The sequence below is a fragment of the Rheinheimera tangshanensis genome, assembly GCF_014645135.1.
GTDB lineage: Bacteria > Pseudomonadota > Gammaproteobacteria > Enterobacterales > Alteromonadaceae > Pararheinheimera > Pararheinheimera tangshanensis.
On the sequence record NZ_BMLH01000002.1, the window covers coordinates 222,617 to 235,899 of the forward strand.

Below are 13,283 nucleotides of genomic sequence, written 5' to 3' on the forward strand. Positions count from 1 at the left end.
TTATTCCTATAACTGTGGCGCGCACCACAGCAGCAACAGAGAGTCCGTATGACATCCACTGTATCCCGTCCATGGCAAAAACTTCTGCAACTCGGTTTAGTACCCCAAATTATTATTGGTATTTTGTTAGGTGTGCTGGTGGCGGTTGTTTCGCCTGAACTGGCAAAAAATCTGTCCTTGTTAGGTACCTTATTTGTCAAAGCTTTAAAAGCTATAGCGCCTTTGCTGGTGTTTGTGCTGGTGGCTTCAGCTATTGCCAATAAACAAGCCTCTGAAAGTGGTGGCATTAAGCCAGTTCTGGTGTTGTATTTATTCGGTACTTTTTTAGCCGCAGTGGTCGCTGTACTGCTGAGTTTTCTGTTTCCTACCACCTTAGTGCTGACCGCAGTGCCAGAGGCTATTGTGGCACCTGAAGGTATTAGTGAAGTATTAAAAGCCTTGTTACTGCAGGTGGTGGATAACCCTATTAATGCTCTGATTACCGGCAACTACATCGGCGTTTTAGCTTGGGCCGTAGGTTTAGGTCTGGCCTTACAGCATGCCAGCAAAAGCACCAAGCTGGTGTTCTTTGATTTGTCGCACGGGGTCTCCTCTTTAGTACGTTTTATTATTCGTCTGGCACCTTTTGGTATTTTGGGTTTGGTCGCCGATACCATAGCAACCACAGGTTTTGCAGCTTTAGCCAGTTATGGTCAGCTGATAGCTGTATTGTTAGGTGCTATGGCGATTATCGCTTTTGTGGTGAACCCTTTGTTAGTGTTCTTGAAAACAGGCTCTAATCCTTATCCGTTGGTCTTTACCTGTTTGCGTGAAAGTGGCGTGACCGCCTTTTTTACCCGTAGCTCAGCTGCCAATATTCCGGTGAATTTACAGCTCTGTGAAAAGCTGAAGTTAAATGAGGAAATATATGGTGTTTCCATACCGCTGGGCGCGACCATTAATATGGCCGGCGCTGCTATCACCATCACAGTACTGACGTTAGCCACTGTAAATACGCTGGGCATAGAAGTGGATTTTGCCAGCGCTATTTTGCTAAGTATGCTGGCAGCAGTTTCTGCTTGTGGTGCGTCAGGCGTGGCTGGTGGTTCGTTATTACTGATCCCTCTGGCTTGTAGCTTATTTGGTATCCCCAACGAAGTGGCCATGCAGGTGGTGGCGACTGGCTTTATTATTGGTGTCATTCAGGACAGCGCTGAAACTGCTCTGAATAGTTCGACTGACGTGGTCTTTACTGCAGCTGTTTGCCAAAGCCAAAAAGTCTGATTATAAAAATGGGGTCAGGCCAAAGGCCGGACCCCATCTGAGTTTCCGCCCGCCCGCCCGCTTTTACTTCTGCCCCTATTCCTTTTAGTTATAAGAGATCGATATCCATTATTGTAAAAAAGACGTTTAGACGTCTAATATGCAGGCTCAGATGAAAAAGCTTTGATTGAGGTATCCACTCTAACCAAATCAAAGTGCTGTTTATGTCAAAGTGCTGTCCATACAGCAGGAGCCCCAAGTGCAGTATTTGCCTATTTTTGCCCAATTGAAAAATCGCCCTGTGTTGCTGGTAGGCGCTGGTCATGTGGCATTGCGCAAGGCCGGTACTTTACTCAAAGCGGGCGCCCGTCTGACGGTAGTGGCGACTTACTTTGCCGATGAATTCATCGAGTGGCAGCAACAAGGCAAAGCCACTTTAATTGAAAGCCGTTTTGAAGCTCATCATATCGACGGCCATGTACTGGTAGTCGCAGCGACTGATGATGATGCGGTTAACCAGTCGGTGTTTGAAGCTGCCGATGTGCGCAATATTCTGGTCAATACTGTGGATGACCAGCCCAACTGCAGTTTTATTTTCCCTGCCATTATCGACCGTAGTCCTATTCTGATTGCCATTTCCAGCGCAGGTACTGCACCTGTGTTAGCTCGGCGTTTGCGCGAAAAACTCGAAGCTATTTTGCCTGCTCATTTGGGTCCTCTGGCCCAGTTAGTTGGGGCTTTTCGCGACAAAGTAAAACAAAAGATTGATGGTTTTGCCGGTCGTCGTCAGTTTTGGGAGCGGGTATTTGACTCCTCCATTGTGCGTGAAGTGCAAGCCAACCGGCTGGATGTCGCTCAGCAGCAATTAGAAGACTTATTGGAGCGGGAAATACCCACTCAGGGCGAAGTCTATTTAGTCGGCTCTGGTCCTGGTGATCCGGAACTTCTGACCTTAAAAGCTTTGCAATTGATGCAACAAGCGGATGTGGTGGTGTACGACTATTTAGTCTCAGAGCCTATTCTACAACTGGTGCGCCGTGACGCCGAACTCGTCTGTGTAGGTAAAAAAGCTGGCGCCCATTCGGTTGCTCAGGAAGAAACAAATAACTTGTTGGTTTCTTTAGCTTTATCAGGTAAAAAAGTATGCAGACTCAAAGGCGGTGATCCTTTTATTTTTGGCCGGGGTGCCGAAGAAATAGAAGTACTTTTGCCTCATGGCATTCCATTTCAGGTGGTGCCGGGCATTACTGCTGCCGCAGGGTGCGCCGCTTATGCAGGTATTGCTTTAACTCACAGAGATTATGCCCAGGCTGTGCAGTTTGTTACGGGTCATTGCCGTAAAGATGGTGTGGAGCCGGACTGGCAAAGTTTAAGCCGGCCAAATCAGACGCTGGTGATTTATATGGGCCTGATGAAAGTAGAGCATATTCAGCAGCAGTTGCTCAGCGCCGGTCGTGCTGCAACTATTCCTGTGGCAGTGATTGAAAACGGCACCAGAGCCGATCAGCGTGTGTTTACCGGACAGCTCAGCCAACTGGCCAATTTAGTGGCGGAGCATCAGGTGCAATCACCGGCTTTGCTGATTATTGGTGAAGTAGTGGCCTTACAGCAAAAATTAAACTGGTTTGGCGACAGGCCTGATCAGCAGGCTCAACAGCCTTTAACCACCAGAATTTAAAAACTTTTTGTTTTAGAACTCTTTTTTAAAGACTTAATGGGAGCAGACCCTATGGGCCAGCCAGTGAAACCTCTGACACATTTACAACAACTGGAAGCTGAAAGTATCCAGATTTTCCGCGAAGTCGCGGCTGAATTTGATAATCCGGTGATGTTGTATTCCATAGGTAAAGATTCCTCTGTGCTGCTGCATTTAGCGCGCAAAGCTTTTTATCCGGGCAAAATTCCGTTTCCACTGTTGCATGTCGATACCCGTTGGAAATTCCGCGAGATGATCGAGTTCCGTGACAAAGTGGCGAAACAATATGGCTTTGATTTGCTGGTGCATATCAATCCGGAAGGTGTGGCCATGGATATGAATCCTTTCACTTATGGTAGCTCCAAACACACAGACGTAATGAAAACTCAGGGCTTAAAACAAGCGCTGGATCAGTACGGTTTTGATGCAGCTTTTGGTGGTGCGCGCCGTGACGAAGAAAAATCCCGAGCCAAAGAGCGGGTCTATTCCTTCCGCGACCAACATCACAGATGGGATCCAAAAAATCAGCGTCCTGAGCTGTGGCATACCTACAACGGTCAGGTCAATAAAGGCGAAAGTATCCGCGTATTCCCGCTGTCAAACTGGACTGAGCTGGATATCTGGCAATACATCTATCAGGAAAAAATCGACATAGTACCGCTGTATTTTGCCGCTGTGCGTCCTGTAGTGGAGCGTAACGGTACGCTAATTATGGTGGATGATGAACGTATGCCACTGAATCCTGGTGAAGTACCAGAGCAAAAGCTGGTGCGTTTTCGCACTTTAGGCTGTTACCCACTGACCGGTGCTATCGAGTCTTCAGCCGACAGCCTGACCGGTATTATTGAAGAGATGCTGTTGTCGACCTCCAGTGAGCGACAAGGCCGGGTGATTGACCACGATTCCAGTGGTTCGATGGAAAAGAAAAAACGTGAGGGGTATTTCTGATGTCAGTCGCCAATGAATTAGCAGAAATCGGTATTGAGCAGTACTTAGAGCAGCAACAGCACAAATCGCTGCTGAAGTTTTTAACCTGTGGTTCAGTCGACGACGGTAAAAGTACGCTGATCGGCCGTTTATTGCATGACAGTCAGCAGATTTATGAAGATCAACTGGCAGCGTTACACAAAGACAGTAAAAGCCATGGTACTACAGGCGAAGCTATTGATTTAGCCTTACTGGTGGATGGTCTACAGGCGGAGCGCGAGCAGGGCATTACCATAGATGTGGCTTATCGCTATTTCTCTACTGATAAACGTAAGTTTATTATTGCCGACACCCCAGGCCATGAGCAGTACACCCGCAATATGGCGACAGGTGCCTCAAACTGCGACCTGGCTATTATTCTGGTCGATGCCCGTTATGGCGTGCAAACCCAAACCCGTCGTCACAGCTTTATCTGTTCTTTGCTGGGTATTAAGCAGTTTGTAGTCGCCATCAATAAAATGGATTTATTAGGTTTTGACCAGCAGCGTTTTGAGCAAATTAAACAAGAGTACCTGCAATTTGCCGCGCAGCTGAACGTGCCTTCTATTCAGTTTGTGCCCTTGTCGGCGCTTAATGGCGACAACGTGGTACACAGCTCGACCCAAACGCCCTGGTATCAGGACGGTCCATTACTGAGCTTATTGGAGAAGGCTCCTGTTACAGGTTTTAACTGGCATGCCGAAGCCCGTTTGCCGGTGCAGTATGTCAGCCGCCCTAACCTGAACTTCCGTGGTTTTGCCGGTACTATCGCCAGCGGTAGCTTTAAAATGGGTGATGCTATTGTGGCTTTACCTTCAGGCAAAGGCTCGGTTATTAAGTCTATTGTCACTTTTGATGGCGAATGGCAGGAAGCAGTTGCAGGTCAGGCAGTTACGCTGACGCTGAACGACGAAATCGATATCAGTCGGGGTGATGTGATAGTGCCTGCGACTCATCATGCTGCGGTTTCGAACCGTATTCTGGCCAAAGTGGTCTGGATGCATGAAGAGCCACTGTTGATTGGCAAAAGCTACAACATCAAACTGGCGACAAAAAAGGTCAGCGGTAAAGTGACAGCGATAGCGCACAGCATAGATGTCAATACATTGGCGGAACATCAGGCCGACAAGCTTGAGCTGAACAGCATAGCGCTGGTCGAGCTGGAGCTGACCGAAGCTGTGGTGTTTGACCCTTATGCGCAAAACCGCGACACAGGTGGCTTTATCTTTATCGACCGCATCAGCAATATCACAGTAGGTGCTGGTATGGTTGACAGCGCTTTGGCCAGTGTCAGCAGTAAAGCTGAATTCAGTGAGTTTGAGCTGGAACTCAATGCCTTAGTGCGTAAACATTTCCCACACTGGCAGGCACTGGATTTAAGCCAGTTGAAAAAAGGCTAAGCATGAGTCTGGAGCAGTACGGCGTATTCGCTATTTTGGCAGGGCTGATTGCCCTGCTAACCCTTACGCGGCTGTCGGCTGCCTGGGTATTCGGAGCAGTGGCCGTACTGACTTATCTAACGGATTTGCTGAACGTCCAACAGTTTGCCGCCAGCTTTACCGATTCCTCGTTATTAACCCTGGTGTTGTTATTGCTCGTGTCTATAGCGTTGGAGAAAACCCGGTTGATCAGTTGGGTCGGGCAGCAACTGAATAATGGCGGCTTACGTACTGTGCTGACCCGGCTTTGGGTATCGACAGCACTACTTTCATCTTTCACTGCCAATACCGCTGTAGTCGCCAGTTTAATTGGTGCTATTAAACGCAGTCAGAAGTTTGCGCCTAGCAAACTGATGTTGCCTATGGCGTTTGCTGCTACTTTTGGTGGTACTCTCACTTTGATTGGTACCTCGACCAACTTAGTGGTCAATAGCTTCCTGGATAAGGCGGGCTTGCCCTTACTGCAGTTTTTTACCACCACGGCTGTTGGTGCTGGTGTAGTGGTTGCCGGTATGCTGATGATGTGGCTGATTGCTAACCGCCTGCCTGTTACTGAAAAAGCAGCAGACGAAGCGGATCTGCCTTACTTTTTGGAAGCTCGTATCAGTGCTGATTCAGTGTTGATTGGCAAGACTATAGGGGAGGCTGGGCTTCGGCATTTACGTAAACTATTTTTAGCTGAAATAGTGCGGGGTGAACAAAATATAGCCCCTGTTTGTCCGGAAGACAGGCTACAACAAGGCGACGTCTTACTCTTCGCCGGTGATATGGAGTCCGTGGCTTTATTGCAGGAAATTCAAGGCCTGACTTTGTATGGCCATCACAGCATGAATGGCCAGGCGTTGGTGGAAGCCATTATCAGTCACTCGTCCAGTTTAAATGGCGTATCACTAAAAGACGCCAAATTCCGTGAAGAATTTGATGCTGTGGTCGTTGCTGTTAAGCGTGGCCAGGAACGCTTACAAGGTGGTTTAGGTTCTATTGTGTTACAAACCGGCGATACTTTATTGCTGGTGCCGGGCAAAAGCTTTCATCAAAACAGTAAACTCACTAAAGAGTTTTTGCTGGTGAATGGTGTGGATTCGGCTACCCGTTTATCTTTGCGTCGTAGCTGGGGCGTATTATCTGCTTTTGTCGCTGTGATTGGTTTATCCATGACAGGCGAATTGCCATTGCTCAAAGGGCTGGTGTTATTGCTGATAGGTTTAATGGCAACAGGCATCATCAGCTTGCAGGAAGTCAGGCGACGTTTTCCGCTCGATATAGTGCTGATTGTCGGTGGTGCTTTGGTGCTATCACAGGCTATGGAGAATACTGGCGTATCCGAGCTCTTGGGACAGGGCTTATTGCAGGTCTTTACCGGCTATCATTTATTCTGGGCTTTAGCTGCTTTGTATTTTTTCACCCTGATACTGACTGAGCTGATGTCCAATAACGCAGCCGCTGCTTTGGCTTGTCCTTTGGCTATCAGTTTAGCCAAAGCCTTTGGGATAGATCCTACGCCTTTGATTATGGCGGTGTTGTTTGGTGCCAGTGCCAGCTTTATCTCGCCCTGGGGTTATCAAACCAACCTGCTGGTGTATACAGTGGGTAACTACAAATTAAGCCAGTATGTCAAAGTAGGTTTGCCCATGGCACTGGCCTATTCGATAGCCGTATTGGCATTAATACCTCTGTTTTTCCCTTTTCAGTCGCTGTAAGGAATTTTTATGAGTCAGGTCGTTTGGCAAAACTATCAAATCAGCCGCGCCGATCGTGAGCAACAAAACGGTCATCAGGGTGTTGTAGTGTGGTTTACCGGATTAAGTGGCGCAGGAAAATCGACAGTGGCCAACGCATTAGAGCAGGAACTGGTAAAACGTAAAGTACATAGCTATTTGCTGGATGGTGACAATGTGCGCCACGGTTTATGTGCTGATTTAGGCTTTAGCGAAGCTGATCGCACTGAAAACATCCGTCGTGTAGGTGCAGTCGCAGGTTTAATGCTGGACGCAGGTTTGGTGGTTTTGAGCGCTTTTATTTCACCTTACCGAGCACAACGCCAGGCGATAAGAAATAGCCTGCCAGAGGGCAAGTTTTTAGAGATTTATATCGCAACTTCTTTAGATGTGTGCGAGCAGCGTGACGTCAAAGGTTTGTATCAAAAAGCCAGACGGGGTGAAATCAGCCATTTCACTGGTATTTCTGACCCTTATGAAGCACCGGACCAACCGGATTTAACCATAGATACGGCGCAACAAAGTCTGGAACAAAGTGTCGAACAACTGATTGCCTTACTGACGGAAAAAGGAGTGCTGAGCTGATGTTGCCACTGACACAGGATTTACTTGAACAAGTAAAAGCCATTGCCATTGCTGCTGGCGAGGCGATATTGGCTGTGTATCAGCGCGATTTTAGCGTTGAGCAAAAAGACGATGATTCGCCTTTAACTGAGGCCGATTTAGCAGCCCATCATTTGATTTTGTCTGAACTGACGAAGTTAACGCCTGCTGTGCCTGTGTTATCCGAAGAGGCGGCAGATATTCCCTGGTCAGAACGCCAACGCTGGACCCAATACTGGCTGGTGGACCCTTTAGATGGCACCAAAGAGTTTATTAAACGCAACGGTGAATTCACTGTGAACATCGCCCTTATTCAACAAGGTGAGCCTGTGTTGGGGGTTATTCACGCGCCAGTGCTGGATAAAACCTATGCCGCAGCTGAAGGTTTAGGTGTCACCCGGCAGCAACATGATTTAATCGAAACGATCCGAGTCGCTGTCACGCCCGCAGCGGGCGAAGTAGTCAAAGTTGTAGGCAGTCGCAGCCACTACAGCGCTGATGTTGAAGACTATTTAAGTCGCTTCCCCAAACACGAACTGATAGCCGTTGGCAGCTCGCTGAAGTTTTGCTTAGTGGCCGAAGGCAGTGCGCATTTATACCCACGTTTTGGTCCTACTATGCTGTGGGATACAGGCGCAGGTCATGTGATTGTCAAAGTGGCCGGGGCTCATATTGAATATCAGGGCATAGAAAATCCGGCTTATCACAGAGAGCAGCTGAAAAACCCGAATTTCCTGGTCAGTGCCTTATAGTTCAGAGAGTTAAGCTAAATACTACAAAATAACACTGTTCTGTCTCACCAAAGCAGCCGATAATGTGTGTGCCAGTCATCTGAATCGCGGTGTCAATAGACGGGCGGGTACAAGACCCGCCCCTACAGCTGGATCTGCAGGTTACTTGGGTATATAGGCTTCTGAGGTGGGTATGAATCTGTTAAGTCGGTTGCATAAGGCGCCGATCCGGGTGTTGCGATTACAACGGCGTAAAAGTATGTCGCGTATTCGCTTTAGCATGATCCGGCTTCGCATGGCTTTGTCGCAGGAAACCGATGAAACCAGACGCATGCTGGTGATTTATCAGCGTTCGTTACAAGGCAAAGCGACACAAGCGGAACTCAGGTTTGCTAATCATCAACTGGTGGATGTATTAAGAGCAACTGGCTTAGGCATCTTTGCTGTGCTGCCATTTGCCCCCATTACTATTCCTATTCTGATTAAACTGGGCCGTAAGCTAGGCATTGAAGTGTTGCCAAGCTCTTTTCAGCCTAAAGCGGAGAAAACGAAAAAACTACCGGATTACGAGTCTTAGCCGTAGCAATCAACTCTTTGAACTTCTGAACTTTTTCAGCAACTGGTCCTGCTCAAACCACACCACAATAATCAGTGATAGTGCAAAAGGGATCAGCAGATAAAACAAGCGGAATACCAATAAAGCAGCAATCACATCGGCCGGATTGACATCGGGTAAAGCCAGCAAAAACATTACCTCCAGCACACCTAAACCACCCGGCGCATGCGATAACAAGGCTGCAGAAAAAGACGCCAGAAATATACCCAACACCATAAAATAACCCGGGTTACTTTGCTCTGGCAGGGCGTAATAAATAATGGCGGCTGCAGCTAATAACTCCAGCGGCGCTACCACTAACTGACGGCAAATCAGCGAGAAGCGTGGGTATTCCAGCTTTAGTTTCCATAAATCAATGCAACGTCTTTTCATAAAGCTGCCCCACAAATACAGAGCAACTAAAGACAACATCCCGACACCAAGCAATACTGCCACCCACTCTGGCAAAGCGCTGTGGAAGTGCGCCGGCAAACTGGGTTCAACCAGTAAAACAACACCACCAAGCAAGATAGTGCCCAGGGCGAAAGTGAAGGAACAAAACGCGACCAGAATACCGACTTCGCCTGCCGTTAAGCCCTGAGAACGGTACGCCCGGTAACGCACTACGGCACCGGAAAATACCGACGCACCCAGGTTGTGACCTATGGCGTAAGCAGTGAAAGAGGCAACAGAAATAAAGGTCCAGGATACTTTCTTGTGCAGGTGAGATAAAGCCAGCCGGTCGTAACCCGCTAAGGCGACATAAGCAAAAACGGTCGCCAACGCGGCCATCAGCCAGCCATGCAGAGAAATGGCTTCCAGGCTGAGCACTACGTCGTCATAGGAGATATCTTTGAGCTGCTCAAGCAGCACATAGACTGAAAATGCTACAGCGGCCAAACCTAACAGCGGCCAGAAGTAGTCTTTTTTTATCATCATTTCTATCCTTGTCTGATCGCTTGTTTTCGCGTTGCGGCGAAAGAGGCAACACAACCATGACGTTTCTTGCAGGAGCTGGCCGTTAACAAAGCTGCAGCTGCTGATTCTAAAGGTATATCTCAACATTCACAGCATGCTTTGGCAAGCTAAGCCGTGTTTTTCCGTGATTACATGCTTAAAACTACAGCAAAACCGGCACTTCGGGCTAGCGAGGCCGGTATCGCGTATCTGGGATTAACTACCTTTAATTGTCATCACCGCCACTATGGCAATCAGTACAGGGGAGACTATGGCCGCCAATAACCAGTACACTTTTTGCACTGCGCCTGGTACTTCGCCTGCCAGTATAGTCTTAATTTGTGGCCAGACGCGCCAGCCAACAAAAGTAGCAGCAAACATACCACCTAATGGCATCAGCACATTGGATGCCATAAAGTCCATTGCATCAAAAGGAGTTTTTCCGAAAATTGTAAAGCTTTCCATGCCGCCACCAAAAGACAGAGCCGCAGGAATACCCAGCACTATATAGTTCACTATAGCTACCAGAATAGTGGCAATTTTGCGATCCATGCCATATTCATCAATCAGGAAAGCCACAACAGGTTCCAGAATTGAAATGGAAGAGGTCACAGCTGCAAACAATAGTAAACAGAAGAAAATGAGCGCTAACACCTGACCACCCGCCATTTGGGCAAAAAGTGCCGGCATAGTAATAAAGGTTAAACCAGGACCTGCAGCAGGGTCGACGTCAAAGGCAAAGACGGCAGGTAAGATCATTAAACCGGCTAAGACTGAAGCCATAGTAGCTAAACCCGCAATCCATAAACCTGCGTTTACTACTTTAGTTTCAGGACTTAAATAGGAGCCATAAGCCACCATTAAGCCAGCGCCTACAGACAACGAAAATACGGCTAAACCCAGAGCGTCCAGCACCATTTTAATACTGAGTTTGCTCCAGTCCGGGGTAATAAAATACATCACGCCTTCGATAGCGCCAGGTAAAGTCAAACTGCGCCACACCATGACCATCATTAACACAAAAAGGGCAGGCATCAGAATTTTACAAATACGTTCAATACCAGCCTGAACACCTGCAATCACGATCACTGCGGTGATAATCATAAATAAAGCAGTATAAATAAGTGAGGAGGTTGGGTTGGCAATAAAGTGAGTAAAAGTGTCACTTAATACTTTGGCATCAGTGGTCAGTACTGTGCCTTGTATGGTTTGCACAATATAGGCGATGGTCCAGCCTCCGACTACACAGTAGAAGCCCAGAATTAAAAACACTCCGAGTACAGAGAGCCATCCGGCCACATGCCAGTAACCTTTACCTAAAGCCCGATACGCAGAAGTAGCAGATTTTTTAGCGGTGCGGCCTATCATCATTTCGGCCAGTAACATCACCACGCCCACTGAAAACACACAAGCCAGATACACTAATAAAAATACGCCGCCGCCGTTGGCTCCTGCAACATAAGGGAATTTCCAGATAGCGCCAAGGCCGACTGCCGAGCCCGCTGCCGCTAATATAAAGCCGATACGCGAACCCCAGCTGCCGCGTGTTGTAGAGTTAGTCATGCTTATCTCTTATTTAGTTATAGTTTTTGCTTTTTATCTCTGCAGACCTATAGATACAGACAGCTCTAGTCCGGAAGTCACAGAAGTTACACCTTGGTGTGCAGCAAGATAGAGGAAATCTGTGTCAAAAAGCAACCAAAAATCCGTCGCTGTCATTAATCTATCGTTAAACTCAAGTAAAACATTGAACGAAAATGACGGATAGACCGTTCTATAGTAAGTAAGAGCAGTTTGACCGGGAGTCACTAATGCGTTTTAAACTATTATTCTGGATTTTCATCATGGCCTGTAGTTTAACTTTTGGCCTCGCCAAAGCCTCTGCCCGCACCAATAGCGTTGAGTTTCCTGCGGGTTTACCCTGGTTAAATGTGACTGAACCACTCACCATGCAGCAATTAAAAGGCAAGGTGGTGTTACTGGATTTTTGGACTTACGGTTGCGTCAACTGTATTCATGTCATTCCCGACCTGCACAAGCTGGAACAGAAATATGGCAATAAGCTGGCTGTTATTTCTGTGCATTCTCCAAAGTTTGACAACGAAAAGCAGCTAAGCACTCTGACCTCCATAGTGCGCCGTTATGGTATGCAGCACGCCGTGGTCAATGACGTTGATTTTCAGCTATGGCGTGCTTATGCGGTGCGGGCATGGCCTACTTTTGTGCTGATAGGCCCTGATGGTAAATACGTGGGCCAAACCTCAGGCGAAGGCCGTTATGACGTGTTGGATCAGGCGATAGAGCAGTTGCTGGCTGAGTTTAAAGGTGAGCCTAACCTCAAACCATTACCTGTCAAGCTGTTAGATCCGCTTAACACTGTATTAGCCGCGCCGGGCAGTTTGACAGTGGATGAGCGTTATATAGCGATCAGCGATACGCTGCATAACCAAATTGTGCTGCTGGATCATCAGGGCAAACTGGTGAAACGTTTAGGCTCTGGCATAGCTGAACTCAAAGATGGTCACAGCGACAGTAGTGCTTTTTCATCGCCTCAGGGGTTAGTGCTGACCGAAAATGCTTTGTATGTGGCTGATACTGGCAACCACGCTATTCGTCGTATCGATTTAACCAGTTTTCTGGTGACGACTATTGCAGGTAATGGCGAACTGGCGCAGGGCCGTTTAGTGCCAGGTTCAACACCAACTGAAGCATCGCTGCGTTCCCCCTGGGATTTAGCTTTGGATAAAACCACGTTATATATCGCTATGGCAGGCAGCCATCAAATCTGGACTCTGGATTTGCAAAGCTCACAACTAAAAGCTTTCGCCGGTACTGGACAAGAAGCGTTGCTGGATGGCAAACGCCTTGATGCAGCTTTTAACCAGCCCAGTGGTTTAGCTTTACGAGGTGATAAATTATGGGTAGCCGATGCCGAAGCCAGTGCCATCCGACAAATTGATTTAAGTTCTGGCAAAGTCGAGACTCTGGTCGGGCAGGGATTGTTCGAGTTTGGTTTAAAAGATGGTGGTTTTAAAAGGGCGTTGCTGCAACACAATAAAGACGTCGTGGTGCTGGATAAACATACTCTGGCTGTCGCCGATACCTACAACCATAAAATCAGATTGCTGGATTTAGACGAGCGGCAAGTCATGACCTTAAGTATAGGCACTGAACTGAACGAGCCAGGTGGTTTGGCTGTGTTTAACGGTGAACTTTATATAGCGGACACGAATAACAACAGAATAGTACGCTGGCACCTGAAGGATCAAAAGTTAACTGAAGTACAAGTACCTGCAACGGCAAAACTGGAGTCTGCCCCCTGATCTGGTTACACTG

General features: G+C 47.7%; 11 protein-coding genes. 9 read left to right on the forward strand and 2 right to left on the reverse strand.

Features of this window, described 5'->3' with window-relative positions; genetic code table 11:
* The first annotated feature begins 48 nt into the window (after positions 1-48).
* The 8 genes from sstT to IEW88_RS05615 all read left to right on the forward strand — a co-directional run bounded on the left by sstT (position 49) and on the right by IEW88_RS05615 (position 8,972).
* Complete coding sequence (gene sstT / locus IEW88_RS05580; RefSeq protein ID WP_147903390.1) at positions 49-1,263, forward strand: serine/threonine transporter SstT; 1,215 nt, start codon at positions 49-51, stop codon at positions 1,261-1,263.
* Between the two features lie 238 nt (positions 1,264-1,501).
* Complete coding sequence (gene cysG / locus IEW88_RS05585; protein ID WP_147903391.1) at positions 1,502-2,920, forward strand: siroheme synthase CysG; 1,419 nt, start codon at positions 1,502-1,504, stop codon at positions 2,918-2,920.
* Between the two features lie 51 nt (positions 2,921-2,971).
* Positions 2,972-3,886 carry a sulfate adenylyltransferase subunit CysD gene (gene cysD / locus IEW88_RS05590; RefSeq protein WP_053423049.1) on the forward strand — a complete coding sequence of 305 codons (915 nt, stop codon included), beginning with the start codon at positions 2,972-2,974 and terminating at the stop codon, positions 3,884-3,886.
* Positions 3,886-5,304 (forward strand): sulfate adenylyltransferase subunit CysN, encoded by a 1,419-nt coding sequence (gene cysN, locus IEW88_RS05595; protein WP_147903392.1) that lies wholly within the window; start codon positions 3,886-3,888, stop codon positions 5,302-5,304. The genes cysD and cysN overlap by 1 nt, the downstream gene beginning before the upstream one ends.
* Before the next feature lie 2 nt (positions 5,305-5,306).
* Positions 5,307-7,043 (forward strand): SLC13 family permease, encoded by a 1,737-nt coding sequence (locus IEW88_RS05600; RefSeq protein ID WP_147903393.1) that lies wholly within the window; start codon positions 5,307-5,309, stop codon positions 7,041-7,043.
* A 9-nt stretch (positions 7,044-7,052) separates the two neighbouring features.
* Positions 7,053-7,646: an adenylyl-sulfate kinase gene (cysC, locus tag IEW88_RS05605; protein ID WP_147903394.1), complete on the forward strand. Its 594-nt coding sequence runs from the start codon at positions 7,053-7,055 to the stop codon at positions 7,644-7,646.
* Positions 7,646-8,416 (forward strand): 3'(2'),5'-bisphosphate nucleotidase CysQ, encoded by a 771-nt coding sequence (cysQ, locus tag IEW88_RS05610; protein ID WP_147903395.1) that lies wholly within the window; start codon positions 7,646-7,648, stop codon positions 8,414-8,416. Before cysC ends, cysQ begins: the two co-directional genes overlap by 1 nt.
* 172 nt (positions 8,417-8,588) lie before the next feature.
* Positions 8,589-8,972, forward strand: coding sequence for a hypothetical protein (locus IEW88_RS05615; protein ID WP_053423053.1), 384 nt, complete (start codon positions 8,589-8,591; stop codon positions 8,970-8,972).
* 9 nt (positions 8,973-8,981) lie between these two features.
* Here IEW88_RS05615 and IEW88_RS05620 read toward each other — a convergent pair whose 3' ends face one another.
* Positions 8,982-9,929, reverse strand: a complete 948-nt coding sequence (locus IEW88_RS05620; protein WP_229670319.1) for a lysylphosphatidylglycerol synthase domain-containing protein — start codon at positions 9,927-9,929, stop codon at positions 8,982-8,984.
* 234 nt (positions 9,930-10,163) lie between these two features.
* A complete protein-coding gene (locus tag IEW88_RS05625; RefSeq protein WP_147903396.1) occupies positions 10,164-11,510 on the reverse strand; it encodes a sodium-dependent transporter in 1,347 nt (448 codons plus the stop codon).
* A 248-nt stretch (positions 11,511-11,758) separates the two neighbouring features.
* Here IEW88_RS05625 and IEW88_RS05630 point away from each other — a divergent pair, with 248 nt between their 5' ends.
* Complete coding sequence (locus tag IEW88_RS05630) at positions 11,759-13,270, forward strand: thioredoxin-like domain-containing protein (protein WP_147903397.1); 1,512 nt, start codon at positions 11,759-11,761, stop codon at positions 13,268-13,270.
* Positions 13,271-13,283: the final 13 nt, after the last annotated feature.

What these genes read in the sequence shown, in the direction of transcription:
- sstT (WP_147903390.1), top strand. Translation starts at nt 49, where the DNA reads ATGACATCCACTGTATCCCGTCCATGGCAAAAACTTCTGCAACTCGGT.
- cysD (WP_053423049.1), top strand. Translation starts at nt 2,972, where the DNA reads ATGGGCCAGCCAGTGAAACCTCTGACACATTTACAACAACTGGAAGCT.
- IEW88_RS05600 (WP_147903393.1), top strand. Translation starts at nt 5,307, where the DNA reads ATGAGTCTGGAGCAGTACGGCGTATTCGCTATTTTGGCAGGGCTGATT.
- cysN (WP_147903392.1), top strand. Translation starts at nt 3,886, where the DNA reads ATGTCAGTCGCCAATGAATTAGCAGAAATCGGTATTGAGCAGTACTTA.
- IEW88_RS05620 (WP_229670319.1), bottom strand. Translation starts at nt 9,929, where the DNA reads ATGATGATAAAAAAAGACTACTTCTGGCCGCTGTTAGGTTTGGCCGCT.
- IEW88_RS05630 (WP_147903397.1), top strand. Translation starts at nt 11,759, where the DNA reads ATGCGTTTTAAACTATTATTCTGGATTTTCATCATGGCCTGTAGTTTA.
- cysC (WP_147903394.1), top strand. Translation starts at nt 7,053, where the DNA reads ATGAGTCAGGTCGTTTGGCAAAACTATCAAATCAGCCGCGCCGATCGT.
- IEW88_RS05625 (WP_147903396.1), bottom strand. Translation starts at nt 11,510, where the DNA reads ATGACTAACTCTACAACACGCGGCAGCTGGGGTTCGCGTATCGGCTTT.
- cysQ (WP_147903395.1), top strand. Translation starts at nt 7,646, where the DNA reads ATGTTGCCACTGACACAGGATTTACTTGAACAAGTAAAAGCCATTGCC.
- IEW88_RS05615 (WP_053423053.1), top strand. Translation starts at nt 8,589, where the DNA reads ATGAATCTGTTAAGTCGGTTGCATAAGGCGCCGATCCGGGTGTTGCGA.